19 protein-coding genes are annotated in these 24680 nt (G+C 67.1%); 11 read left to right on the forward strand and 8 right to left on the reverse strand.

Features of this window, described 5'->3' with window-relative positions:
• The first annotated feature begins 10 nt into the window (after positions 1–10).
• Positions 11–1489, forward strand: coding sequence for a radical SAM protein (locus PLE19_16735; protein ID HPD16602.1), 1479 nt, complete (start codon positions 11–13; stop codon positions 1487–1489).
• Between the two features lie 241 nt (positions 1490–1730).
• On the opposite strand, the gene PLE19_16740 is transcribed toward PLE19_16735, so the two are convergent.
• Positions 1731–2285, reverse strand: coding sequence for a phospholipase D family protein (locus PLE19_16740; protein ID HPD16603.1), 555 nt, complete (start codon positions 2283–2285; stop codon positions 1731–1733).
• 206 nt (positions 2286–2491) lie between these two features.
• Between PLE19_16740 and PLE19_16745 the strand changes: the two genes are divergently transcribed.
• The 7 genes from PLE19_16745 (at position 2492) to PLE19_16775 (ending at position 12376) form a co-directional block, all read left to right on the forward strand.
• The gene (locus tag PLE19_16745) at positions 2492–3844 is read left to right on the forward strand and encodes an FIST N-terminal domain-containing protein (GenBank protein HPD16604.1); all 1353 of its coding nucleotides are present in this window, start codon (positions 2492–2494) and stop codon (positions 3842–3844) included.
• Between the two features lie 66 nt (positions 3845–3910).
• The gene (locus PLE19_16750) at positions 3911–5275 is read left to right on the forward strand and encodes an extracellular solute-binding protein (GenBank protein HPD16605.1); all 1365 of its coding nucleotides are present in this window, start codon (positions 3911–3913) and stop codon (positions 5273–5275) included.
• Positions 5276–5366: 91 nt separating this feature from the next.
• Complete coding sequence (locus tag PLE19_16755) at positions 5367–6272, forward strand: sugar ABC transporter permease (protein ID HPD16606.1); 906 nt, start codon at positions 5367–5369, stop codon at positions 6270–6272.
• Between the two features lie 3 nt (positions 6273–6275).
• Entirely contained in the window at positions 6276–7097 is an 822-nt protein-coding gene (locus PLE19_16760; GenBank protein HPD16607.1) for a carbohydrate ABC transporter permease, read from the forward strand.
• Between the two features lie 157 nt (positions 7098–7254).
• Positions 7255–8082 carry a creatininase family protein gene (locus PLE19_16765; protein ID HPD16608.1) on the forward strand — a complete coding sequence of 276 codons (828 nt, stop codon included), beginning with the start codon at positions 7255–7257 and terminating at the stop codon, positions 8080–8082.
• The gene (locus PLE19_16770) at positions 8079–9071 is read left to right on the forward strand and encodes a formylglycine-generating enzyme family protein (GenBank protein ID HPD16609.1); all 993 of its coding nucleotides are present in this window, start codon (positions 8079–8081) and stop codon (positions 9069–9071) included. Before PLE19_16765 ends, PLE19_16770 begins: the two co-directional genes overlap by 4 nt.
• Positions 9072–9247: 176 nt before the next feature.
• The gene (locus PLE19_16775; GenBank protein ID HPD16610.1) at positions 9248–12376 is read left to right on the forward strand and encodes a glycoside hydrolase family 20 zincin-like fold domain-containing protein; all 3129 of its coding nucleotides are present in this window, start codon (positions 9248–9250) and stop codon (positions 12374–12376) included.
• A 26-nt stretch (positions 12377–12402) separates the two neighbouring features.
• Here PLE19_16775 and cysK read toward each other — a convergent pair whose 3' ends face one another.
• The 7 genes from cysK to cysD form a co-directional block, all read right to left on the reverse strand.
• The gene (gene cysK / locus PLE19_16780) at positions 12403–13329 is read right to left on the reverse strand and encodes a cysteine synthase A (protein ID HPD16611.1); all 927 of its coding nucleotides are present in this window, start codon (positions 13327–13329) and stop codon (positions 12403–12405) included.
• A 79-nt stretch (positions 13330–13408) separates the two neighbouring features.
• Positions 13409–15916, reverse strand: coding sequence for a hypothetical protein (locus PLE19_16785; GenBank protein ID HPD16612.1), 2508 nt, complete (start codon positions 15914–15916; stop codon positions 13409–13411).
• A 73-nt stretch (positions 15917–15989) separates the two neighbouring features.
• On the reverse strand, positions 15990–17819 hold the full coding sequence (locus PLE19_16790) for an alkaline phosphatase family protein (protein ID HPD16613.1): 1830 nt from the start codon (positions 17817–17819) through the stop codon (positions 15990–15992).
• Positions 17816–18070, reverse strand: coding sequence for a hypothetical protein (locus PLE19_16795; GenBank protein ID HPD16614.1), 255 nt, complete (start codon positions 18068–18070; stop codon positions 17816–17818). Before PLE19_16795 ends, PLE19_16790 begins: the two co-directional genes overlap by 4 nt.
• Positions 18067–20253 carry a sulfatase gene (locus PLE19_16800; GenBank protein ID HPD16615.1) on the reverse strand — a complete coding sequence of 729 codons (2187 nt, stop codon included), beginning with the start codon at positions 20251–20253 and terminating at the stop codon, positions 18067–18069. The genes PLE19_16795 and PLE19_16800 overlap by 4 nt, the downstream gene beginning before the upstream one ends.
• 45 nt (positions 20254–20298) lie before the next feature.
• Positions 20299–21531, reverse strand: coding sequence for a GTP-binding protein (locus PLE19_16805; protein ID HPD16616.1), 1233 nt, complete (start codon positions 21529–21531; stop codon positions 20299–20301).
• Between the two features lie 23 nt (positions 21532–21554).
• Complete coding sequence (cysD, locus tag PLE19_16810) at positions 21555–22358, reverse strand: sulfate adenylyltransferase subunit CysD (GenBank protein ID HPD16617.1); 804 nt, start codon at positions 22356–22358, stop codon at positions 21555–21557.
• A gap of 215 nt (positions 22359–22573) precedes the next feature.
• On the opposite strand from cysD, the gene PLE19_16815 reads away from it, so the two are divergent.
• From PLE19_16815 to PLE19_16825, 3 genes are all read left to right on the forward strand, one after another.
• Positions 22574–22831: a hypothetical protein gene (locus PLE19_16815; GenBank protein HPD16618.1), complete on the forward strand. Its 258-nt coding sequence runs from the start codon at positions 22574–22576 to the stop codon at positions 22829–22831.
• Positions 22832–22843: 12 nt separating this feature from the next.
• A complete protein-coding gene (locus tag PLE19_16820) occupies positions 22844–24061 on the forward strand; it encodes a DegT/DnrJ/EryC1/StrS family aminotransferase (protein HPD16619.1) in 1218 nt (405 codons plus the stop codon).
• 101 nt (positions 24062–24162) lie between these two features.
• The gene (locus PLE19_16825; GenBank protein ID HPD16620.1) at positions 24163–24609 is read left to right on the forward strand and encodes an Hsp20/alpha crystallin family protein; all 447 of its coding nucleotides are present in this window, start codon (positions 24163–24165) and stop codon (positions 24607–24609) included.
• The last annotated feature ends 71 nt before the right edge of the window (positions 24610–24680 follow it).

Genomic DNA, 24680 nt, shown 5'->3' on the forward strand with positions numbered 1-24680 from the left:
CGGAGACGCTATGAGCGCCGACATCACGCTCGTCAACCTCAACATGCTCTTCATCCGCTACGGCGAGGAGACCGAGCGTGAGCGCCACGTGCCGCTCGGCCCCCTTTACCTCACGCGCGCCCTGGAAGACGCCGGGTTCCGCGTGGACTTTCGGGACTACCAGTGCTGCCCATCTGACGATCCCTTCGACATGGCCGTGTTCCTCGATTTCCTCAAGGACCCGGCGCCGGTGATCGGCCTGTCGTGCATGGCCAACCTGCTGCCCTTCACGATCATGGCGATGAAGGCCCTGCGCGAGCGCTATCCCGACCGCAAACTCATCCTCGGCGGCGTGGGCGCCAAGTCGGTCGAAGACCAGATCCTCACCCGCTTCCCCTGGGTCGAGGTCATCTGCCGCGGCGAGGCCGAGAAGACGGGGCCCGAGCTGCTTCGCGCCCTGCTCGACGGCGCCAGCCTCGCCCCCGTGGCGGGGATCTCGTACCGCGCCAACGGCGCCGTGCACCACAACCCCGACCGCGAGCGGCTGCACGACCTCGACGCCATCCCGTTCCCCGCGTTCCAGAAGATCGACCTCAAGGAATATGCTGGCTACGGCATGATGACGAGCCGAGGCTGCCCCTATCGCTGCACCTTCTGTTCCGTGGCGCCGGTGTGGAGCTACGTGAGTTACTCGCGGTCCGCCAGGAACATCGTGGCCGAGATGAAACACCTGCACGAACAGGCCGGCGTGGACCTCTTCCTCTTCCAGGATGAGTTCTTCGTCTCGGGCAAGCGTCAGGTGATGGAGTTCTGCCGCGAGCTGCGGGCTTCGGGCCTCCCCGTCGAGTGGAAGGCATTCGGGCGCGTGAACCTCACCGACGAGGAGATGATGCGCGCGATGGCCGACTGCGGGTGCCTCGAGCTGCGCTTCGGCATCGAGAGCGGCAGCGACCGCGTTCTCCAGCGCATCCACAAGGGCTTCACCGCCGCCGAGGCGCTCGAGGTCGTGCCGAAAGCCGTCGGTATCTTCCCCCGCGTGGATGCCTTTTACGTGTGGGGCTATCCGTTCGAGACGATGGACGACTTCAACCAGTCGCTCTTCCAGATGGTCTCGTTCCGCATGATGGGGGCGCGGATCCTGCCCAGCCTCCTGTGCCTCTTGCCTCAGACGCCGATCTACCGCGAGTGGGCAGCGAAGGCGAAGCTGGAGTTCTGCCCCTATCTCTTCCCTGAGTTCGTGTTCACAGGCCACGAGGTCTGCCAGGACGGCGAGGTGGTGCTGCCCGAGCGCTATGCGGCGTACTTCGATCTCATCAAAGGGAACCCCGACATCTTCCCCGGGTTCTTCCACATTGACCTTCCCGGGAACATCCTGCCCAAGTTGGAGCTGTTGCGGCAGTTCGGCTTCTACCCCAGCCCGAAGAAGTTGGCCGAACCGACGAAGGAGAGTTGTGGGGCGCATTCGCCGCGGGTGGCTCCGCAGGAGCTGGCCACGCGAGTTGCGAGGTGAGCTAGGTCCGGCAGTTTATCATTATATGACACTGGTAAGTCAAGCGGCAGCAACATGTTAGGTCGCTACTCCGGAAAAACGCCCAGGATGGCCCAGGATGCGTCCGGAGGACCTCATTGGGCTCCTGACACCTTCAGGCGCGCCGACAGCGCGGTTGGAGTCGGCAAGTGTAATACTAGTTTTATCTTATGATGGCCGGTGCTGGGGCGGCTGATCGCGCGCCGGATGCCGCAAATCGCGTTTAAACGCGTCGGCCCTCTTTGGCGGGATCTTCGAGGGGCACGTAGCAGACGTTGGTGCGCTGGCAGTCGGCGCACCGGAGGCCGTCCCAGATCTCGTGGTACAGGCGGGCGACCCGCTCGATCAGCGCGGCGTCGGTGGTTAGAAGGCCAAGCTCGAAGTTTCGCCGGCGAGCGCTCTTGGCGCCGAGGCCCGCGCCGGTGAGGTTAGCGCTGCCAAGGTAGAGCCGGTCGTCATCCACCAAGGCCGCTTTGAAGTGCAGGCGCTGGCAACGGCGCATCGCGAAGTTCCGGTGGCCCGTGAGCCGCGCCTCCCGCAGACTGGCCAGGAACGAGGCCGACGGGACTCCTGAGTGGAGCAGCCGGACCTCAATACCTCGTGCGCACAGGGCGGCGAATGCCACGACGATGGATACGAACCGCCCATCGAGCTCGATCTGGCAGTCCTTGACGTTTGCGGTGGCGATCCAGACGGCCGACCGAGCGGTCAGAACCGTGTCCTGGATGACCCGCTGATAGAGCGCGTCGCCGTCGAGGAACTCCAGATCAATTCTCACGAGCCTGACACTCCTGCTTGCTACGGGCAGGTGGGAGAATAGCGCGGGGCCGGGCGCGCTGTCAATGAGCGCTTGACGGCGCGGGGGTCGGCAGTATCATGGGAGCAGTCGGCGGCGGCGCGCAGAGGCCATCCACCCGAGCTTGTGGCTGAAGGGGCGAGGCGGTGCGAGGGGGACTCGCGGGAATCCTTGGAGCGGCTGCGATCGTGGCCGCGGTGGGTTGCACCACAGTGACCTATGTCCCGGGCACGGGAGCGCCGCTCCCGCCGCGGACGGCTCGAGCGGGCGACCCTGTGTCGGTGGCGTTCGCCGTGGCATGGTGCGCGGATGCCGACCCGGCAAAGGCGGGGGAGTCGGCGGCCGGGAATGCGCTCCGGGCGCTCGGCTGCCCGGCCAAGGGGCTCGTATTCTTCGAGTACTTCCCCAGAGTGGCGAAGGACAAGGCGGGGGAAGCTAAGGAGGTGCCGGACCCGGACAAGGAGAGGAAGGCGCTGGCCGGCGTGCGTGCCGCTGCGGGGAACGTCCCCATGGTCGGCTGCCGCGCGCGTTCGCTGGTGAACGGGGGCACTCAGCTCGGCAACTCGGTGGCCGTGCTGGCCATTGGCGGCGAGAGGGCCGCCTGCAAGGCTGTCAAGGAGCCTCTGGCCGAGGCCCGCTACGCCGTGGGGCGCAATGTTGCCCAGAACCTCAAAGGGGTGGATGGCCTCGGGATGATCCTGGCTCTCTCGGAGATGAACCTGTGCTTCGACACGAATCCGAGAGTCTCCGTGGACGACTTCATCCGCGGCGTGCAGGAGACGGCGGGCCGTGATGTGGTGCTCTTCGGCGGCAACTGCATGCCCAACGATTACGAGAGCGACAAGGGCGGCGTGCAGTTCTTCAACAACGAAGCGCTGGCGGGCCACGTGGTGGCCTTGGGAATCGGCGGGCCGGTCAGGGTCGTGGCTGGGCACTACAATGAGTTCGAGCCCTCGCACGAGATCGTCACGGTCACCAAGGCCGAGGACAAGTGGGTGTACGAGTTCGATGGGAGGCCGGCGGGCGACGTCTACCGCCGCATCCGCGGCATGGCCTCCGACGACGAGTTCACGAGCGACTGGCAGCACCCGATCGGGGTGGTCGTGGCGCCGTTCAGGGTCTACCTCCGCATGGTGCTCGAGGAGGACAAGGAGCGGAAGGCCCTGCGCTTCGTGGCCCCGGTGCCGGTGGGGACCCGCGTGAAGATTCTCAAGGGCGGAGCCGATGCCAACGCCATCCTCAGGTCGGCGGCCAAGGGCACAGCCGAGATGCTCAGGAGGGCGGGGGATGCGAAGCCGTTGGCCATCTTGCTCTCGAGTTGCTGCGCCCGGGGGATGCGCCTCGCCGAGTTCGGGAGACCTGGCGACTGCGAGATCGCCGGCGGCGTGGTGCCTGCTCTGGGCAGGAGAAACGCGGGGGTACCGATTTTCGGCTTCTACGCCTGGGGCGAGCTGGGGCCGATCGCAGGGCCGTTCAATGGCCTCACGTGCATGTACCAGCAGCACACGTTCGTATCCGCCATGATCTGCGAGAGAAAGTAGCGTCGGTCGCCGGAGGCATGCCCGAGTCGCCTGGGGGCGGTGGGCCGCGACCCACGGAGGTCCAGCGTGCTGCCGAAGCTCCTCGACAAGCTGCACTCGCCGGAGGACTGGTTCCCGTTCGGCCTGGCCCCCTTCATCATTCTTGTGATGGCCGTCGTCGCCACGGTCTGGCAGTTGCGCAACCCGGTCCGCACCGAGGAGGCCACACTGCGCCTGTGGACCTTCGCCGATATTCACGCCACGGCCTACGAGAAGGCCCGCCCCGCTTTCGAGGCGGCCCACCCGGGCACCAGGATCAACGTGCAACTCGTCCACTGGACCGCTGTCACGAGCCGGCTCCGGGCCGCCTTCTGGGGCGACCTGGACGTGCCCGACCTCGTGGAGGTCGAAATCAGCGCCGCCGGCACATTCTTCAGGGGACGCGAGGAGGACATCGGCTTCATTGACTGGACGCCCTGGCTCAAGGAGACCGGCTACTATGACCGCATCGTGAAGAGCCGGTTCGCCCCGTACACCCACCGCGGCAAGATCTACGGTCTGCCGCACGATGTCCACCCTGTCATGCTCGCCTACCGCCGCGATCTGTTCGAGGAGTTGGGCATAGACGCGGACAAGATCGAGACGTGGGACGACTTCATCCGCGAGGGCCGCCGCATCACGATTCCCGACAAGCGCTACCTGATTCAGCTCTCCGACACGAGCGGCTGGAGCATGGAGCCGTTCCTCTTCCAGCGCGACGGCGGCTATTTCGACCCCGAGGGCAAGCTGATCATGGACAACGAGTTGGCCCTCGACACGCTGAAGTGGTACACGCGGCTGGTGGCCGGGCCGGATAAGATCGCCAACGACATCGGCGGGCGCGACGTCTTTACCCAGGCCGTGGAGCGCGGGTACCTGCTCAGCTTCATCTGCCCTGACTGGCGCAGCAAAGGCACCGAGACGCATGTGGGCTCGATGAAGGGCAAGATGGCGTTGATGCCGCTGCCCGCCTTTACGAGGGGCGGGCGGCGTACCAGCACCTGGGGCGGCACGATGCTCGGCATCACCAAGAAGTGCCGCGACAAGAAGCTTGCCTTCGAGCTGGCCACCCACCTCTATCTGAATGCCGAGGACCTCGCCGAACGCTTCCGCGAGCTCAACATCCTGCCCCCGCTCAAGGACTCCTGGAAGCTGCCGCAGTTCGATGAGCCGCGCCCCTACTGGTCGAACCAGCGGCTGGGCAAGCTCTACGCCGATCTGGCCGACCAGGTGCCGCCGCAGTACACCAGCCCGTTCATCAACCTGGCGAAGGTCAAGATGGGCGAGGCCATCTCGGCCTGCGCCGCCTACTACAACTCCAACGGCGAGGCCGGCTTCGACGCCTACGCGCGCGCTCGGCTCAAGGAAGCCGCCGACTACGTACGACTGCAAATGACGAGGAACCCGTTTTGAAGGGAGACACGGACACACACGGACAGACACGAACGCCCAGGCGCGTCCGTGGTTGTCCATTTGCGTTCGTGCCGCCTTGCTGGGGTGCGAGATGATCCGAGGCGGCTCATTCTTCCGCTGGCAGCACCGCAATGCGCCGTACCTGTTCGTGGCGCCGTTCGTCGCGATGTTCTGCGTGTTCGGGCTGTATCCGCTCGTCAAGAGCCTCTGGCTATCGTTCTACATCACGAGCGGCCCGAAGTCGCGGGTCTTCGTCGGCCTCGGGAACTTCAGTTTCCTCCTGTCCGACCCCGATTTCCACAAGGCGGTGTGGAACACGGCCGTCTTCGCCTTCTTCTCGGTGTTTCTCCAGCTCCCGCTGAGCCTGGGCCTCGCGATGCTGCTGAATCGCAAGGCATTGCGGGCACGGAACTTCTTCCGCCTCGTGTTCTTCTCGCCCCACCTCGTGGGCATGGTGTTCGTGGCGGTGATCTTCATGGTCATCTTCCAGCCCCAGTTCGGGCTGCTGAACAAGGTGCTGAACTGGGCGTTCGGCACGCCGCTCGACACGAAGTGGCTGGGGAACCGCGCTCTTGTGATGCCCGCCCTGGTGCTGACCTCGCTGTGGATGTACGTGGGCTTCAACATGATCTACTTCCTGGCCGCGCTCCAGGCGGTGAACCAGGACCTCTACGATGCGGCGAAGGTGGACGGCGCGAACGCCTGGCAGCAGTTCCGCCACGTGACGCTGCCCAGCATCAAGCCTGTGGCCGTGTTCGTCGTGGTGCTGAGCACCATCGGCTCGTTCCAGCTCTTCGAGCTTCCGTACCTGCTGCTGGGCAACTCGGGCGGGCCGGAGAACGCCGGCCTCACCGTCGTGATGTACCTCTTCCAGAATGGGTTCGAGACGGGCGACCTGGGCTATGCCTCGGCCATCGGCTGGACCCTTGCCCTCGGCGTCCTCGTGGTGTCGCTCGTGCAGATGAAGCTCACCGGCGCCTGGAAGCGGGGAGACTGACGCATGGGCCGCACAGTCCTGCGCCTCCTGCTCTACGTCGCGCTCGCCCTGTGCTCGGTCGTCATGCTCACGCCGCTCGTGTGGCTCGTGTCGGCCTGCCTCAAGAAGCCCGACGACCTGTTCTCGTACCTCTTCTTCCCGCCGCCGGGCGACCTGTCGCTGCGCAACTTCCACGACCTGTTCACCGACATCGAGTTCACGCGCTTTCTGATGAACAGTTGCTTCGTGTCGGGTGTGGCGGTGATGGTGCAGCTCTTTTTCGCATCGCTGGGCGGCTTCGCCCTGGCGAAATACGAATTCCGCGGCAAGAAGGCAATCATGATCCTGATGCTGGCGACGATGATGATCCCGGGCCAGGTGATGCTCGGGCCGCTCTACGAGCTGATCTATCATCTGGGCTTCATGGACTCCTACCTTGGCCTCATCGTGCCAGGATGCGTGAGCGTGTTCGGGATGTTCCTCTTCCGCCAGTCCATGCTCCAGATTCCCGACGACCTGCTCGAGGCGGGGCGGATAGACGGGTGCAGCGAGTTTGGCCTCTACTGGAACGTGGCGTTGCCCGTGTCGCGGCCGATGGTTGGCGCCTTCTGCCTCATCTCGTTCATGGGCACCTGGAACAGCTTCCTCTGGCCGCAGATCGTGCTCCACACTAGCCAGCGGTTCACCCTGCCCATCGCGCTGAACCAGATGGTCGGCCTCTACAGCCAGAAGTACGGCGTCCTCATGGCGGGCACCTTCCTCTCGATCCTCCCCGTCGTTATCCTCTTCTTCATCCTCCAGAAGGAGTTCATCAGCGGCCTCACGGCGGGCGCCGTGAAGGGGTAAACTCGCAGAAGCGGTATTAGGTGTCAGGTGCTGGGTGTTGGGGTACGGATTGGAGCCGGTCGTCTCTCACCCCCAACACCTAACCCCCAACCCCCAACATCCGGCACCTCACACCGCTCCTCCGACGCGCCCAGCCATTGTCTCAGGAGGAACCTGCATGACGGAGGAAGTGCGCTACCACATGCTCCGCCCCGCTCAGATCGTGGCCAGCCGCAAGGCGTGCCCCGTGGCCTACGTGCCCATCGGCACCATCGAGTGGCACGGCGAGCACAACCCCGTGGGCACCGACACGCTTCAGGCCGAGGGCATCGCCAACCTGTGCGCCGAGAGGGGAGGGGGCCTCGCCTTCCCGCCGCTCTACTACGGCGAGAGCCGCCTCGAGGCCTTGATGGAGGCCAATGCCGCCGACCGCGACCAGATCGCCGCGAAGATGGAGCTGTCGCCCGAGAACTTCGCTCCCGAGCACTTCCCATTCCCAGCCACCGAGCAGGCGCTCAACTACCACAAGCTCCTCCTCCACGTGCTCGCGGAGGTCGAGACTCTGGGCTTCAAGGTGGGCGTCCTCGTGGCGGGGCACTATCCGCTCATTGACCACGCCCGCGCGGCCTGCCTCCAGCACAACCAGGGCTATCGCGGACGCAAGGGCAACACCATGCTGGCCTGGGCCTTCGTGGACTACCTCCTCGTCCGCGACCGCTACGACTGCGCCGGCGACCACGCCGGCGGCTGGGAGACCTCGCACATCATGGCCCTGCACCCGCAGACGGTTGACCTCAGCGTCCTGCCGCCGAAAGGCGAGAAGCTCATCGGCGCCGGCGGCCGGCTGGCCCCGCAGGACGCTACCGCTGCCTTCGGCTGCGAGACGCTCGACGCGGCCATCGCCGTCGCCCTCCGCGAAGTTCGCCACCGCCTCGACAACCCCCACCTCTATCGCGGCCACGGCAACAGCCTGCGCGAGGGGCTCTGGAAGGGAGAGAAGCAATGAAGCGGGCCGATCGGCGCCTCATTCTCAGTGCGCTCCTCTGTGCGTTCTGTGGCTGTGCGCGGACGCTGCCGCCGGGCATCGAGCACTCGGGCGACGTTTGGGAGAACAGCCTGCGGATGCGCTTCGTGCTGGTTCCCCCGGGCGAGTTCGTGATGGGCAGCAGCACGGCGGAACTCAAGGCGCTCGTCGCCCGCTTCGGCGAAGGCAAGATTCGCCCGGAACGAATCGCGCCCGAGAAGCCCGACCACCTGGTGCGCATCACGCGCCCGGTGCTCTTCGGAAAGCACGAGGTCACGGTGGGCCAGTTCCGCCGCTTCGTGGAGGCCACGGGCTACAAGACTGATGCCGAACGGAGCGGCGGCTCTCACGTGAACGGCGGGCTGGACACCTGGGAGAAGCGGGCCGAGGCCAACTGGCGAAAGCCCGGCTTCGAACAGGGCGACGACCATCCCGTCGTGTGCGTGAGCTGGAACGACGCCCGGGCCTTCATCGCCTGGCTCAACAAGGCCGACCGCATGCGGCCGGCGGGCTGGCGCTATCGCCTCCCGACCGAGGCCGAATGGGAGTTTGCCGCCCGCGGGCCCGACCGCTTCGAGTGGGCCTGGGGCAACGACTGGGATGGGAGCCGAGCCAACTTCGCCGACAAGCGCTCGGGGCTGCCCTGGGGCGATAAGGACGCCGACGACGGCCACGCCCGCACCGCGCCCGTCGGCTTCTACAGCCCCAAGGGCGACACGCCGCTCGGCATCGCCGACCTGACGGGCAACGTCTGGGAGTGGTGCCTGGATTGGTTCGACCCAGCCTATTACGAACGCTGCCCGAAGGACGACCCGGTGAATACGAGGCCGGGCAACCGCCGCGTGGAGCGGGGCGGGAGCTGGGCCTTCACGCCGGACTACTGCCGCACGGCCTTCCGCTTTGCCCTGGAGCCGAACGAGAGCTATGACACGCTCGGCTTTCGCGTGGTGCTGGCTCCCGCCGGCCGCTGAGCTACTCCGCCGGGCGCGAACCAGTTTGCAGTGGCCGGAACCACGTTGCGTCGGCCAGGGCATCAAGCGTAGCCGCAAGCGTCCCGCTTGCGGTGGTTCTCGACAAGCGAGACGCTTGTCGCGACACGGAAGAAGGCAAACTGATTTGGGGCCGGAGTAGTAAGAGGAGGCGCCCGATGCGTTGCCTGTCATTGGTGGTGGTTGCCATGCTGACGAGCGCCCTGGCTGGTGAAGACGCTTCATCCCTCCGCCTCGTGCCGTTCCCCAAGGAGGTGAAGCTGGTCGAGGGCCGCTTCGCCTTTGATCGAGAGCTGGTGCTCACGGGACAGGTCGGCGTTGTGCAGATGTACGGCAAGGCAATCGGCGATGAGCTGGCGCGACAGGGCCTCAAAGAGCTCAAGGTGCATCCTGCGGAGTTGGCCAGGGTGCCCGGAGCCCCCGTGGTCCTCTACCTCGCGCTCGGCGAACCAGGCAAGGTCCCGGAGCCGTCGTTCCGCCAGGAGGCCACGGAGGAGGATTACAGCCTGGATGTTCTGCCGGACTGCGTGAGCATAGCGGGGAAGGGCGGTTCGGGACTGTGGTACGGCGTTCACACCCTCTGCCAGCTCATTCGCGCAAATCTCAAGGACAAGGGGCTTCCCTGTCTGAGCATCCGCGATTGGCCGTCGCTGCGGTGGCGATGCTTCCAGGACGACCTGACGCGCGGGCCAAACTCGACGCTCGACGAGCTCAAGCGCGAGGTCGCGCTTGGCGCTTATCTGAAGATGAACCTGTTCACCTATTACATGGAGCACCAGTACGCCTTCGCCAAACACCCGGCCATCGGCCCCAAGGACGGCTCGCTCCTGCCCGACGAACTGAAGGCCCTCGTGGCCTACGCCAAGCCCCTCGGCGTGGACATCCTGGGCAACCAGCAGTCCTTCGGCCACTTCGGCCACATCCTCAAGCACAAGGAATACCAGCACCTCCGCGAGATGGGCGATGTGCTGTGCCCGACGAAGGAGGAGAGCTACAAGCTCCTTGACGACCTCTACTCCGAGGTCGTGCCCCTCCTGCCTTTCCCCTTCTTCAACGTCTGCTGCGATGAGACGTGGGGCCTCGGCACCGGCCCATCGAAGGAACTCGCCGACAAGATCGGCGTCGGCAAGGTCTACGCCGGCCACATGCGCCGCGTCCACGACCTGCTCAAGACCAAGTACAAGAAGCGAATGATGATGTGGGGCGACATCATCCTCCAGCACCCGAAGGACCTGGCCGACATCCCGACCGACACGATCATGCTCACATGGGGCTACGACCCGCGGGCGAGCTTCGAGGGGCAGATCGTCCCCTTCGCCAAGTCGGGCTACGAGTTCTTCGTCTGCCCCGGCGTCAACAACTGGAGCCGCATCCTGCCCGACTTCGAGGCGGCGGTCGTGAACATCCAGAACTTCGTCCGCGACGGCGCCAAGCACGGCGCGCTCGGCATGCTGAACACCGCCTGGGACGACGATGGCGAGAACGTCAACGCCCCCAGTTGGCACGGCCACGCCTGGGGCGCCGAATGCGCCTGGAATGCCTCGACGACCTCCTACGCCGACTTCAGCCGCCGCATCGGCGCCGTCCTCTTCGGAGAAACGACCGACCACTTCGGCCAGGCCATTGACCTCCTCGCCAAGACCCATCGGCTGCCGGGTATGGGCGGCATGCACAACGGCCGCTTCTGGCAGGACGACCTCGGCCCGATGAAGACCACCGTGGCAGCGGAGAAGGCGAACGCCCAACGGCTCATCGAGATCGTCAAGCCCGCCATCGAGCACCTGGAAGCGTGCAAGAAGGAAGCCACCGCTAACGCCGAGCTTCTGGACGCCTTCCTCTTCGGCGCGCGCCGCATGGAGCTCATCGGCCAGCGCATGCTCGACCGCCTCGATGTTGCCTCGCTCTACGCCTCCGCCTACGAGGGCGCCGTGAAGGAAGCGGCCCCGCTCTTGGCAAAGGCCGAGGCGATCATCGAGAAGAACCGTGCCGCGTTTGAGGCCCTCGGCAAGCAATTCGCCGACCTATGGATGCGGGAGAACCGCCCCTATGCTCTCGACGGAACGATGGGGCGCTACAAGGCCGCCGTCGGTCGCTACGACGCGCTGGCGAAGCGCCTTGCCGCCATCCGAAAGGACGCCGAGGCCGGCAAGCCGCTGCCGCCCCCGAGCCAGGTTGGACTAGGCCTCCTCGAACTCGGCGTCCGCAGGACCCGGGCCGACCGGGTGAGCCAGGAGGCCCTGAAGGCCGATGCGCCGTGGCTCGACGGCAGAGCCACGCACCGGCTGGGCATTATTGTGGGGGCGGGCGCCGCCGACCGCTCCGACCTTCCCGTTGAGCTTGAGATCCGGGTTCCTCCCGATCTGCCCAACCGCAAGGTCAAGCTCTTCCGCACCGATGGCGAGAAGCCCGTGGAACTTCTCGCACAACTGGACACCTCTGACACGCCGGGCCAGGCACGCCTGGCCTTCATCCTTGAAGGCACATGCGCCAGAGGCCAACAGGCCGTGCTCCATGCCTATCTCGGCCTGCCGGCTGAGGAGGCAGAGAGGCCGTCGCCTCGCGCCGTTCTTACCAGCGATGGACCGAGAGGGATGAAGTGGCTGGAGAACGACAAGGTAAGGCTGCTGCTCGGCCCGGAGGGCGCGCACATCTACCGCTGGGAAATCAAGGCGATGGGCAATCGCGACGTGACGATGCCCGGTGAGACCGGCTGGGCCGGCTTCGGCGATGTGGGCGGCGAACATCGAAGCTCGCCGAACAAGCTCCAGTGCGTCGCCCGCGGCCCGGCGCTGGTGAGCTATGCATGCACGGACGAGCACGGACTGACGAAGACCATCAGCCTGTTCGCGGGGGCGTCGTGGGCCGAGGTGACGCTGAACTCGCCCGTCGGCTACTTCTGGGCCTTTGACGACCCGAAGAACTTCGCTGCCGACGGCCCGTCGCCTGGCCAGTACCTCTTCTCGACCGGCGCGACAGGGCCGGTGGGCAGGGAAGCCGATGGTGTGAGCGCCCAGGTGCATGCGGGCGGGGCGCACTGGGGCGCCAAGTTCCTTCCCGACAAATGGCTTCTGGGGATGCTCACGCCTGAGGTGGCGACGACCCACGTCATCGCCCCCGGCGCGGGCGCCGGCGGCGTGGGCATCGAGCGGGGAGGCGGCGCCAGCCACTTCATCATCTACGCGGGAACGCTGAACGACAAGCCTGCCGACCTCATGAGCCGCCTCCAGCGTACCCTTGACTTCCGCAATCCGCCCGAGATCACCCTCCAGGCGGCCCAGGCACGCTAGGGCGTGCCTACCTGCACGCGGAATGCTCATCCCTCGGCCAGAGGGGTGCTGAGGTAGCGTTCGCCGGTATCGCACATGAAGGTGACGATGATCTTGCCGCGGTTCTCGCGGCGTCGTGCCACCTGAAGGGCGGCCCAGGCGTTGGCCCCCGCGGAGATGCCCACGAGGATGCCTTCCTTCTTCGCAAGGAGCCTCGCGGTGGCGAAGGCATCGTCGTTCGAGCAGGTGATGACCTCGTCAATCAGGTCGCGGCGCAGGATTTCGGGGATGAAGTTAGCGCCAATGCCCTGAATCTTGTGCGGCCCGGCCTTGCCGCCCGAGAGCAGCGGCGACGCCTCGGGCTCGACGGCGATGGCCTTGACGGAGGGCTTGCGCGCCTTGAGCACGTCGGCACAGCCGCTGATCGTGCCGCCCGTGCCCACGCCAGCGACGATGATATCCACTGCGCCCTCCGTATCGCGCCAGATCTCCTCGGCCGTGGTGCGGCGATGGGCCTCGACGTTGGCAGGATTCTTGAACTGCTGGGGCATGAAGCTGTTGGGGGTGCTGCTCGCGATCTCGGTGGCCCTGGCGACCGCTCCTTCCATGCCCTCCGAACCGGGCGTGAGAACAACCTGAGCGCCCAACATCTTGAGGAGCGCCCGGCGCTCGATAGACATGGTATCGGGCATGGTCAGCACGAGGCGATAGCCGCGGGCGGCGCACACGAACGCCAGGCCCACGCCGGTGTTGCCCGAGGTGGGCTCGACAACGGTCGTCCCGGCCTTGAGCGTGCCCTCGCGCTCGGCCGCCTCGATCATCGAGACGGCGATGCGGTCCTTCACGCTGTGCAGCGGATTGCAGAACTCGCACTTGACGAGCACCGTGGCTACGCAGCCCTCGGTCACACGGCGCAGGCGCACGAGGGGGGTGTTGCCGACGGCCTGAGTGATGTCGTCGCAGATCCTCGGCATGGGCATCTCCTGGTTTGCTGACGCGAATCGAATCGGCCCCGGGGGGACCCGTCGGACGGGCCGGACCGGGTCTTGCGTGCTACGGGCTCCCGCGGTGCTTCGCGCCGCGGGTGATGGCCAGGCGCGCCTCGGCCTCGGCCTGGCGGAGGCGCAGATACTTCTCCTCGCGCTCGGCCTCGATGCCCAGGAGCCTGGCCCCTGGCATGTCCTCGCGCGGCGCCCGGGCCAGCATGGCGGCGCCGGCCTGGAGGATCGCGAGCGCCTCGGCATACCGCGGGTCGCTCTTGTCGGGGATGCGCGCGAGGCACGGGCTCCTCTCGGGCCGCGTGAGGCTCACTTGGTCCGCGTTCTCGCGGCGCTGAAGGTCCAAGCCGACCAGCCGGCTCAGCGCGGCGAGCTGCTTGCCGTCCAGCGGCGAGCGTCCGTACAGATTGGCTGGGTACGAACTAGCGTAGGAGGGATAGTAAGGGGCGTTGATGTCAATCCAGGTGACCACGCGGTCGAATGCCTCTGCGTCGAGCGTGCCCTCGTCGCGGTATTTGCGCAGCCTCTCGACGAGCCGGCTCTTGTGCGAGCCCCAGGAGTAGGGCGGCAGGATGTCGGCTGGGCCGGCGCCGACTACCCGCACGTGGCCCTTCTTCCTCAGCTCGGTGTACGAGGCGTTGAAGCACAGAGTCAGGTCGCCGGCGAGCAAGAGCTTCTTGCCGCCCTCGGTGCCGTAGTCGTGGCAGCGGACGCAGTGCTTGTCGAAGACAGGCTGCACCTCGGCCGTGTAGCTGAAGAGCCTCGGCGGACCATGCCAGGGCTTGAGAGGGGAGGGCGGGCGGCTCATGGCGGCCTTGAGGTGATTCGGCGTTCCGCCGAGGCGGTTCTCGTGACAGCCGATGCAGCCCGTCGTCTCCCCTGGGCGGGCGATGGTGCCGCTGCGCATGGTCTGCACCATCATGCCGTCCGCGTCGAGAAGCTGGAAGTACACGAACGTGTCGGCAGGCACCGAGAAGTACGCCGAGCCGTCGGTCTCCACCGGCGCCGTGCCGAGGATACGCTTGTTGTTGAAGTCGTCCCACGCCATGCCCGGCGCCTGCTGGCCCGTGCCGCCGTCCCAGGCTGAGTTCGTCCAGTAGCGTTTCTCGGGGGATTCGACGACGCGGATGGCCTTCACCGTGCCGCGCGGCACGTTCTCCATCCCGGTGCCGATGTAGACGTCGTAGACGTAGAAGGCGCCGTCGCTCCTGGCGAAGTCGGAGCGGTCGGGGATGACGCGCGGCTTCGGGCGCGGCGCGAGCGGCATGGGGTCGAAGCAGCCGGGGGCTTCGGTGCGGAGGAGCACCTCGTTGCCGAAGAGGTCGAGGAGCACGATGCCCATTTGCTCCCCCTCGAGTTGACGCGAGGCGAGGAAGTACGTGTCGCTCAAAGGATACGGGTCTTCGTACTTGGGCTTCGTGGAGGTGAAGCGGTCGTAGTTGCCCTGCATCACCATGCCGATTGCGCTGGGGGGCCAGGTGCGGAGCACAGGCGCCCTGCCGTCCACGCCGATGCGCCGGTCCACGAGAGCGATGGCGCCCCAGGGGCGGTCGTGGCAGGACGAAAAGGTGGCGATGAAGCGCTCGGGCGCGCCGGGAAGGATGCGCGCGTCGAGCACGGCGCCCGGCGATGGCGTGTTGTTGCCCCAGAAGACGGCGTGATTCGTGCCATCAGGGTTGGTGGTCCAGAGGCCCTGGGCGTCGCCGAAATTGCGGTCCACGTACTCCCAGCGGTCGTAGAGGATACGGCCGTCGGGGGTGAGAGCGCCGTGGCCCTCGTGGAGGGTCGAGTGGCCGATCTGGTGGATGTTCGCGCCGTCGGCGTCCATGCGGAACAGGTTGCCCATGATGTGGCGGTTGCACATGCAGTACTTGGGCTCGCGGGTGGAGGTGAAGGCGATGCGGCCGTCGGGCAGGTAGAGCGGGTCGAAGTCGGAGACGCCGGCGCCGAACGTGAGTTGCCGCAGGCCGGAGCCGTCGGCATCGATCTCGTAGAGGTGATAGTCGTCCTTGATGTGGTGGCGCAGCGCGAAGAGGACTCGCTTGCCGTCGAAGCTCACGTCAGGGTCACGGGCGACGCCGTTGGGCACGTCGAGCAGGGTCCTGACCTCGCCGCCTCTGGCGAAGTCAATAGCCTTGAGGGCGCCTGGACCTTTGAACTTGCTGGTGCAGATTTCACCGGTCTGGAACATGGTCTCGGTGTTGTGGTGATCGGGAGCGTACTGGTGGCGCACGACGAAGAGGATCGGCTGGCCGCTCACGAGGGGGTTGGCGATGAGGGCCTCGCGCCGGAGGGCATCCAACTCGGCGCGTAGCCTCTCGCCTTGGGCAGGCGTGGCGGCGGCCGTCGCGCGTTCAATCGCATCGAGGCGGGTAAGGAACTCCGGCGCCCTGGAATAGCGTGAACCAAACGCCTGATGCAGGTCGTTGATGGCGAGACGGAGCGAGCGCGCAGTCTCCTCGAAGGAACCGGGCTCAAGAGCCTTGGGCGGCTGACCGGCGAGCGCACAAAGCGCCTGGGCAGCGAACATGGCGACCGCGGCGCAACGACGGCAAAAGGCCATCCTCATCCTCTCTTGCGGGCCGGCAGCGAGAGCCGCCTCCACTCTCCCTATGATAGCGGATGCAGCGATTGGGTCAAGGGAGAAGCGAGCGGCCTTCCAGTTCCGCAGCGAGGGGGAGGCGCAGGAGCCGCAGGATGGTGGGCACGACATCGGCGACGCAGGCCTCAGGCGCGGCAAGGGGACGGCTGGCGAACAGTACCCCCGGCACGTGGGCGGGGTCCACCAGGTGGTCCCCGCTCCAACTTTCGCGGTTGTCCTCGATCAGGCCCTCGGGATAGCCGCCGACGGCCGTCTGCCACGACGTGCGGTAGCCAGGCTTGAAGCCGACGACCAGGTCCGGCCCATCCCCAGCGTGGGGGCCGTGGTAGAGTTCGTCACGGGTGTACACGCGCTCGATGGCCGGCTGGCCCGCGTCGGAAAACGCGGCGAGCCTGTCCGCAATGTGGCGCTGAAGCCGCGGCGCGTCGCCTGGCCGGACCTTGCCGAGGCCCTCACGGCCCTGGAGGTTGAGGTAGATGCTGGAAAAGCCGACGGCGTAGGCAACAGTCCGTGCCCAGTCCACGTTGCGGAACAGGGTTCCGCGACGGTCGGTCGTCTTCAGGGCCATGAGGCCATTCTCGATCAGCCACGAGTTCAGATGCACGGCGCGGCGGAACGTGGTGAAGCCATGATCCGAGAGAACGAACAGTGCCGTGTGATCGCCCGCCGCATCCAGCATTCGGCTGAGGAGGCCGTCCATCCTTCGGTACCAGTCGTCCACCAGCGTGGCGTAGCGGGCGGTGAATGCCGCGTTGCCGGCGGGGTGGGTCGGGTCGAGGGCGCCCCAGAACACGTGCTGGACGCGGTCGGTGGTGTCGAACACGAAGGCGAGCAGCCCGCGGTGGAGGCGACCCAACTCGTGCCAGAGCATGCGCTCGCGCTCCGCCATCACCATGTCACACTGCTCGAGAAAGGCGTCGGGGCTGAGGGACCCGTCGGAGAGGGCGTTGGTGTCCTCGGGCGCTCCGAGGGTGTGGTAGTCGCCGATCGCCTGCGCCAGGTCGCCTGCATAGCCGCTGGGGTGCGAGAGTACGAAGGCCGGATCCCGCGGGTCGGGCTGAAGGGGGGTAACGTACAACTCGACCGAGGGCGCCAGCGAGCGAAGGTGGAAGCGGAGGACGGCCGCCACGCGGCGGACGAAGTGGACGGTGAATCTCACGCGGGCCCAGCCGCTCCAGCCGTTCAGCTTCACCTCATGGCTCTCGCCATCGAGGTTGACCACGACGCGGTTCGCCCCCTGCTCCACGCGCACCTGGAGCGGAACGCTGGAGCGTTCGGGGCCGCTCAAGCGCGCCTGCAACACGCCGCGGACGGGGAGGAGCCGGACGATGTCGCCCTTTCGCCCCTGCGCGTCAGCAGGGGCGAGAGGGCGCGTCGTGAAGAGCGTGTAGCGGCCGAGGTTGGCCTTCAGGTCGGGCACGCCGAGTCCCGCGAGCATGTGGCCCGACACTTCGTCGGGCGGCAGCGTGAGTGGCCAGCGGATCACCGACGTGGGGATGCCCGCGGCCGAGGCCAGGTTCCAGAAGGCCGGGCACTGCCGCACCGGCAGGAACATCGCGTCGCGCCGCCCCGTCAGGTTCCGCTGGTTCACTCTGAGGATGGCCAACTCGGGCGTGTACGTGCGCGGGTCGCGGCGCAGGAAGTCGAAGACCCCGTGGCGTCCCGGGTTGCAGCCGGTGGCGATGGTGGACCAGGCGACGGGGCTCTGCGCGGGGTTGCTCGTGGCGAGGCGGCGATAGCCGCCGCGGTCTCGCAGAGTGGCAAATGCCGGCAACTGCCCTGCGGCCATCAGCCGCTCGACGATCGAGGGGGTCAGGCCGTCCATTCCCAGGACGATGAGCCTGTCGGGGGCAGAGGGGGTCATTCCGGCTTCGGCGGCTCCTCTGAGGCGGGTGGGGGCGCGTCGCTGGGCGGCTTCGCCTTGCGGAACAGGTGAAAGATCGCATAGCGAAACGGCCAGAGCACATAGCCCAGGAAAACCCCCAACAGGGCGAAGACTGGCGCGAGGAAGGTGAAGAGCGACTGTGTGGTCCCCGGGTCAATGTAGGCCTCGGCCGCTCGCGGGGCAAGGAGCATGCCAAGCAAGGCGATGGCGATAAGGGGCCTGTGCGTCACGGTGCCTCCAATGGCGGAGCCGTTGTCTCGCCGCGGCCGGCTGGGGGAGATGGGAACTCAGCCGCCAGGGCCTCCTTCAGCTCGCGAGCGTCCTCGGGGCGCTGGGCGATCACGTTCTTCGTCTCGCCAGGGTCGGAGCGCAGGTCGAAGAGCCGCTCCTCGCCATCTGAAGCCCAGACATACTTGAACTCTGTGCTCTGTACGCAACGGAGTCGCCGCCAGAGCGGCACGCCGCTCCACCGCGGGAATCGCTCCATCAGACCCGCGGCCCAGGGCGTCGAAACGTAGCGCTCGGCGACGGCGTAGCGCAGGCCTGCCTGGGGGGCGGCGAGCAGGGTGCGTCCGTGAAGGCCTGCTTGCCGAGGCACGGGCATGCCGATGGCTTCGAGAATGGTCGGAAAGAGGTCGGTGGTATGGACGGTTTCCGAGCGGCGGGAGCCGCGCGGCCCGGCGCCCGGGTAGCGGATGATGAGCGGCACGTGGAGCATCGTGTTGTAGAGCTCGAAGCAGTGGTCGAGGAGGCCGTGCTCGCCGAGCTCCTCGCCATGGTCGGAGGTGACGATGATCAGTGTGTGGTCGAGGACACTGCGGCTGCGGAGTTCGGCGATGACCTCCGCGATCCGTTCGTCGAGGTAAGTCATATCGCCGTCGTAGAGCGCGCGCAATGCGGCGTAGTCCTCGGGTGTGCCGGCCCGCGCTCCGGCGGCATAGGCCAGGTAGTCCTGCGACACGCCCAGAGCGCGGTCGAGGGCCTTCTGGTCGGGGAGCCAGCGGTCCTTGGCCGGAGTGGAGCCATAGGGATTGTGGGCCTCCATGTAGTTCAGGAAAATGAAGAAAGGCTGCTTCGCCGTGGTGCAATCGGCGATCCATGTGCGGGCGAGACGGGTGGCGGTATGGCCCCCGTGGTCGGCGCGAGACAGGGCATCGAGGAGCTGGTGCACGAGGAGGCGCCGCTTGCGGCCTTCGCTGAAGGTGCTCACTTGGACATAGGTATCGAAACCTCGCGCCAGGTTGTACTTAGGTGAGACGAACGGGTTGGCGGTGCAGCAGAAGGTGCGATAGCCTTGCCGGGCAAGAAGCTCGGCGATGGTGACATGGCGGCCATCGAGCCAAGGGCGCTCGTCGGTGCAGCCGTGACGACAGGCGAGCTTGCCCGTGAACATCGAGGCATGCGAGGGCAGCGTCCAGGGCACCACGGTGAATGCGCGTTCATAAAGCGTGGCATCGGCAGCCAAGGCGTCCAGGTGAGGCGTGGTCTTGCGAGGGTTGCCATAGCACGAGAGGGCGTCGGCGCGCGCCGTATCCATCACGATCCACAGCACGTTCGGCAGATCGCGTTGCGGTGCAGGCTGCGGCAGATCGGCGCTCTTGCCCTGTCGAGCGGCCCGGCTCAGATGCGGCTTATTGCGGGGCAGCCCCAGCGTGCCGCCTGCCAGGCAGGCGGCCGACGCGACGGCCAGTGCACTCCCCACAAGCACTTGGCGTCGCCTGCCGCGCGTCGCCGCAGCGACGAGGAGGTATATGCCAAGCGCAATGCCGCCGGCGGCGAGGGCGAGCGCCGTGGCGGGCCAGTTGCCCGACACCCGCAGGGGCTTGGTCTGGCCATCGCCGGCGAGCCACAGCGACCAGGTGGACCACACGAACGCCGCGCCCAGAAGCCCGAGCGCCAGGCCCGCAACTCGCCGCCCGCACCCCGGTCGTCGGGACGCCGCCCACACCCCGGCTCCCACCCCCACGGCCGCCAGCACGCTGATGAGCCAGACCTCGGTGGAGACGAACTTACGTCCGGCCCGCACGAAAGCCTGCTTGGCGGGTTCCTCGACGATGTCCCATAGCCCCACCCGCACGAGGATGAGCGTGAGGGCAGCGGCCGCAACGCCGAGCAAGGCCGGCGGGTCGAGCGCCCTGTGGCGTGAGCGGGCCGCGGCCCAGATGGCGGCCCCCACGAGCGCGAGGAAGAGTCCCATTGCCGCGCCGTCCAATGCCACCGCCTGCGCCGTGCTTGCCACGAGGCCGGACAGGTCGAGGCGCTGGGGGGCCATCTCGCGGCTGGCGAGAATGCGCACATTCTCCGACACGCCGTAGAGCATGCCGCCCAGTGCGCCCACCGAGGCGGCGAGGAGCATAGCTCCCCAAAGCCCGAGAGGCCGCGACCCGTGCTGCGGCGCCGCGTTTGACTCCATCGCCTGCTCTCCTGTTCGTCCGAGCGCCGCGCGTGGCGAAGCCCGCTAGCGGGCTTCCACGACGAGTCCTGCCCCCACGATCTGGGCGTCTGATTCGAGGACGAGTCTGCCAAACGCCGGGTTTTCGCTGGCGGGCTCCACCACAAGGGCCGTCGGTGTCTCAAGGCTCACGTCGGCCACCTCCGCGGCTGCCAGCTCGCGCGCCTCTTGCTCCAGGATGTCGAGGGATGAGGAGTCCGTCCGCCGCGCGATTGCCGTGACGCGGCACGGCGTCTCCTGGGTTGAGAGCCTGAGCGTGAGGCTGGCACCGCGCTCGAGGGGGCGAGGGGCCAGCCAGAAGAGGCGCGCCGTCAGCGATCTCGCCAGCCGCGGTGGGCGATTGGGGGCGCAGAGGACCTGGCCGCGTTGCACGGCGAGCTCGTCGGGCAGTGTCACGGCGATGGACTCGCCTGCCTCCGCTGCCGCGCGGTCGCTCATGAACCGCTCAATGGTCAACACCTGCGCCTCGGCATGCTGCGGCAACAGCAGGACGCGGCCGCCAGCCTCCAGGGTGCCGCTCTCGACGCGGCCGGCGATGTAGCGTCTCCCGTCGAAGTTGTAGACGTCTTGCACACAGAAGCGCATCGGCCGTTCGGCCGCGTGAGCCCCCGGCAGGCCGTCGAGCGCCTCGAGCACCGTGGGGCCGCGGTACCAGGGCATGCGGTCCGAAGGTATGGCCACATTGTCGCCCTGCCGGGCGCTGATGGGGACGGCGGCTGCCGGCGTGACCCCGACTCTGGCGACAAGTGCCAGCGCTTGGCCCCGCGCGGCCTCGAAGGGTTCGGCAGCGAAGCCGACCAGATCCATCTTGTTGACTGCCACGAGACAGCGGGCGATGCCGAGCAGGGAGAGGAGAAAGGCGTGGCGTCGGGTCTGGTCGTCGGGGCCCTCCTGGGCGTCCACGACCAGCACGGCAGCCTGCGCCTCCCAGGCCCCGGTGAGCATGTTCCTGAGAAGTTCGCGGTGGCCTGGGGCGTCAATGGCCACATACTCGCGGTCGCCCGCGTAGAAGAAGGCCTGGGCCGTGTCCAGCGTCATCGCGTCGTCACGCTCCTCGCGGAGGTGGTCGAGGAGGAAAGCGAACTCAGTGTCGAGGCCGCGGGCGGCCGAGTCGGACTGAAGCTGTTCGAGCTGGTCGGGCGGCACGGACGCCGTGTCGTAGAGCAGGCGGCCGATGAGGGTGGACTTCCCGTGGTCCACGTGGCCGAGGAACGCGACCTTCAACCGATCGTTGGGCATTGCGGGTCGTGCTCCATGGCGACTCACAGGTAGCCGAGCGCGCGAAGCTGCTGCATCGTGCCGGCGCGCTCCTTGTCCTGGGCGCGGCCCGCCCGTTCGGAAATGTCAGTCGTTGCGAGTTCCGCGATGATCTCGGCAACATCCGCGGCCCCGGAGTCTATGGGGGTGCAGCAAGGCGCACAGCCGATGCTGCGGAAGCGCTGGCCGTTACGCGCGAAGTAGAGTTCGACGACGGGCAAGCTCTCGCGCTGGATGTAGCGCCAGACATCCAGCTCGGACATGTGGAGCAGCGGGTGGATGCGAATGTGCTGGCCATCGTCGGAGAGCGACCTGTAGTGGTCCCAGAGTTCGGGGGGCTGATTGCGATAATCCCACTGGAAATCCTCGTTGCGCGGGCTGAAGTAGCGCTCCTTCGCGCGGATGCCGTGCTCATCGCGGCGGATGCCCACAAGCACCGCCTCGAACCCGTGCTCCTCGATCACCTGGCGGAGGGCCTGGGTCTTGAGGGCGGTGCAGCAGTCGAGCCTCGAGCCCTTGGCCGGCCCGACCCCGGCGTCGCGCGCGGCGCGGTTGGAGGCGACGACCAGGCTCAGGCTCCACTCCCGGACGTAATGGTCGCGGAAGCGGTACATCTCGGGAAACTTGTAGCCCGTGTCAATGTGCACTACCGGAAACGGTACCCGGCCGAGGAACGCCTTGCGGCACATCCAGAGGAGCGCCGTGGAGTCCTTGCCTACCGACCAGAGCAACGCGATGCGGCGAAAGCGGTGATAGGCTTCGCGGATGATGTAGACGCTCTTGCTTTCCAAGTCGTCGAGGGGTTCCATTGGGCGAGTGCTCTTCCCGCGTATCGCGGGCGTGGGCGTGGGCGTGGGGGCCCCAGAGTGGCCGGATAGCAGAGGGGCCGGCGAGTCGGCTTCGGCCGACGGCGCCGCCAAGTATAGCATGCGCCGCATCTGGCTTCAACGATTTCGCTGGGTTCGGTGCTTGACACGTCTGCCCGGACGGGTACTCTGTGGAGCGGGGCGGAGTGAGGAGCCGAATGGCCAGAAGGAGGCCCAAGACCAACCCGCTGCCGCGTCGAAGGCCGTGGCTTGCCACGCTGCTGGCCTATGGCATCGGAGCGGCCTGCGCCGGCGCGGGGGTGCTGGTGCTGGTCTTCGGCTCCACCGAGGCGCTCACGGAGGGGGAGAAGCCGGTCGCCGGCTCGGTCACGCGGCTGGGGGTGAGCCTGATCGTGTTGGGCCTGCTGGCTACCGCGATCATCGGCTACATGCACTGGCTGAAGCGCAGGAGTTGAGGAGGCCATGCGATGGCCATGCTCGCCATCAAAGGCGGCCCGCCCGTGCGCACGAGGCCCTTCCCGCCACGGCGGCCCTTTGGCGACCGCGAGGTCGAGTTGACGGCCCAGGCCATCCGCTCGCAGAACCTCTTTGGCCCGGGCGGCACCATGGTGCCCGAGCTGGAGCATCGCTTCGCCGCGCTCTATGGCATGCCGCACGCCGTGGCCTGCACCTCGGGCACGGCGGCCATCCACACGGCACTCGGCGCGCTGGCCCTCGAGCCTGGGGATGAGGTGATCACCGCGCCGATCACCGACGCAGGCACGGTGGCGCCGATCCTGTTCCAGAATTGCGTCCCTGTGTTCGCCGATACCGATGCCACCCTCAACATCGCCCCCCGCGACGTCGAGGCGAAGATCACGCCACGCACCCGCGCCGTGCTGGCGGTGCATCTGTTCGGCAACCCGTGCGACCTCGACGCTCTCGCCGACATTGCCCGACGGCACGGCATCGCTCTCATCGAGGACTGCTGCCAGGCCCACCTGACCGACTACAATGGGCGGCTGTGTGGCACGGTCGGCAACATTGGGTGCTTCAGCCTCCAGCAATCGAAACACATGACGTGCGGCGATGGCGGCCTCACGATCACCCGCGATCCGGCGCTGGCCGAACGGATGGCCCTGTTCCGCGACAAGGGATGGCCTCGGAGACCCGGAGCCCGCGGGTACGTGATGCTCGGCCTCAACTACCGTATGACCGAGCTTCAAGCCGCCGTGGCCCTCGCCCAGCTCGAACGGGTGGGCGACGTGGTCCGCCGCCGCAACGAGCTGGGCAGCCTGCTCACGGAACGGATCCGCCACGCCCCTGGCGTCGCCCCGGCCCCCGTGACGTCGGGGGGCCGCCACACGTACTGGCTCTACCCTTTGCGCATCACGGGGCACGACCCCGCGCGGTTTGCCGAGGCGCTGCGGGCCGAGGGGATTCCGTGCGGGCACGGCTACACCGGCAAGCCGATCTACCTGTGCATGGAAGCGCTCGTGTCGCGGCGCACGTTCGGCGCCTCCGCGCATCCCCTCGATGGCTGCCACGGGGGCCGCCGCATTGACTACGTCGAAGGGTTGTGCCCGCACACCGAGGCGGCACTGCGCGAGGTCGTGACCCTCGGCCTTCACGAGCAGATGGAGCCGGCGGACATCGCGGACATGGCCGCCGGGGTCATCAAGGTGGCCGAGGGTTTTGACAGGTGACCGGGCATGTGATATAGTGCGAGGGACAGTTGCCTGGGTTCGCCCCGGGGCAGTGCTCCCAGGGCTTGGTGCGACCGTGGCCTGCTGTTGAGGTGCCCCCTATGGCGTCGGAAAGCCTCAAGTTCCTCGGACGCCTGAAGAGGCTCGAGGGGCAGCTCTCGCGCCTTGCCAGCGAAATGTCCGTGAACTTCTCGTTCAGCAACAGTTGCGCAGCGCTGTGGCGGCCGCCGACCGACGTGTACGAGACCGAGTCGGAACTGGTCGTGTGCATTGAGGCGCCCGGGCTGCACGTGGACGATATCTCGATTGAGCTGCACCCCGACACCCTGGTGGTCCGCGGCGTTCGCCGCGAGCCGCGACGCGACGAGAAGTGCGTCTATCACCAGCTCGAGATCCGCTATGGCCTCTTCGAGTGCGTCCTCCACGTGCCCAGGTGCGTCGCCCCGGAGGGCGGGGTGGCCACATACCGCGACGGGTTCCTCTTCATCCATATCCCCAAGCGCAATGAGCGGATCGAGCACACCGAGGTGATCCGGCTGCGAATCTGACGCCGCAAGCCGATGGCCGCCGCGGGCGACGCGTCGCGGAGGCGTGCGCCGCCTGCGTCGCCTTGAACCGG

It is taken from the genome of Planctomycetota bacterium (genome assembly GCA_035384565.1).
Lineage (GTDB): Bacteria > Planctomycetota > PUPC01 > DSUN01 > DSUN01 > DAOOIT01.

Excerpts from the sequence above, each read along its gene's own strand:
- PLE19_16735 (HPD16602.1), top strand. The coding sequence starts at position 11 with ATGAGCGCCGACATCACGCTCGTCAACCTCAACATGCTCTTCATCCGC.
- PLE19_16755 (HPD16606.1), top strand. The coding sequence starts at position 5,367 with ATGATCCGAGGCGGCTCATTCTTCCGCTGGCAGCACCGCAATGCGCCG.
- PLE19_16760 (HPD16607.1), top strand. The coding sequence starts at position 6,276 with ATGGGCCGCACAGTCCTGCGCCTCCTGCTCTACGTCGCGCTCGCCCTG.
- PLE19_16765 (HPD16608.1), top strand. The coding sequence starts at position 7,255 with ATGACGGAGGAAGTGCGCTACCACATGCTCCGCCCCGCTCAGATCGTG.
- PLE19_16770 (HPD16609.1), top strand. The coding sequence starts at position 8,079 with ATGAAGCGGGCCGATCGGCGCCTCATTCTCAGTGCGCTCCTCTGTGCG.
- PLE19_16775 (HPD16610.1), top strand. The coding sequence starts at position 9,248 with ATGCGTTGCCTGTCATTGGTGGTGGTTGCCATGCTGACGAGCGCCCTG.
- cysK (HPD16611.1), bottom strand. The coding sequence starts at position 13,329 with ATGCCGAGGATCTGCGACGACATCACTCAGGCCGTCGGCAACACCCCC.
- PLE19_16785 (HPD16612.1), bottom strand. The coding sequence starts at position 15,916 with ATGGCCTTTTGCCGTCGTTGCGCCGCGGTCGCCATGTTCGCTGCCCAG.
- PLE19_16790 (HPD16613.1), bottom strand. The coding sequence starts at position 17,819 with ATGACCCCCTCTGCCCCCGACAGGCTCATCGTCCTGGGAATGGACGGC.
- PLE19_16800 (HPD16615.1), bottom strand. The coding sequence starts at position 20,253 with ATGGAGTCAAACGCGGCGCCGCAGCACGGGTCGCGGCCTCTCGGGCTT.
- PLE19_16805 (HPD16616.1), bottom strand. The coding sequence starts at position 21,531 with ATGCCCAACGATCGGTTGAAGGTCGCGTTCCTCGGCCACGTGGACCAC.
- cysD (HPD16617.1), bottom strand. The coding sequence starts at position 22,358 with ATGGAACCCCTCGACGACTTGGAAAGCAAGAGCGTCTACATCATCCGC.
- PLE19_16815 (HPD16618.1), top strand. The coding sequence starts at position 22,574 with ATGGCCAGAAGGAGGCCCAAGACCAACCCGCTGCCGCGTCGAAGGCCG.
- PLE19_16820 (HPD16619.1), top strand. The coding sequence starts at position 22,844 with ATGGCCATGCTCGCCATCAAAGGCGGCCCGCCCGTGCGCACGAGGCCC.
- PLE19_16825 (HPD16620.1), top strand. The coding sequence starts at position 24,163 with ATGGCGTCGGAAAGCCTCAAGTTCCTCGGACGCCTGAAGAGGCTCGAG.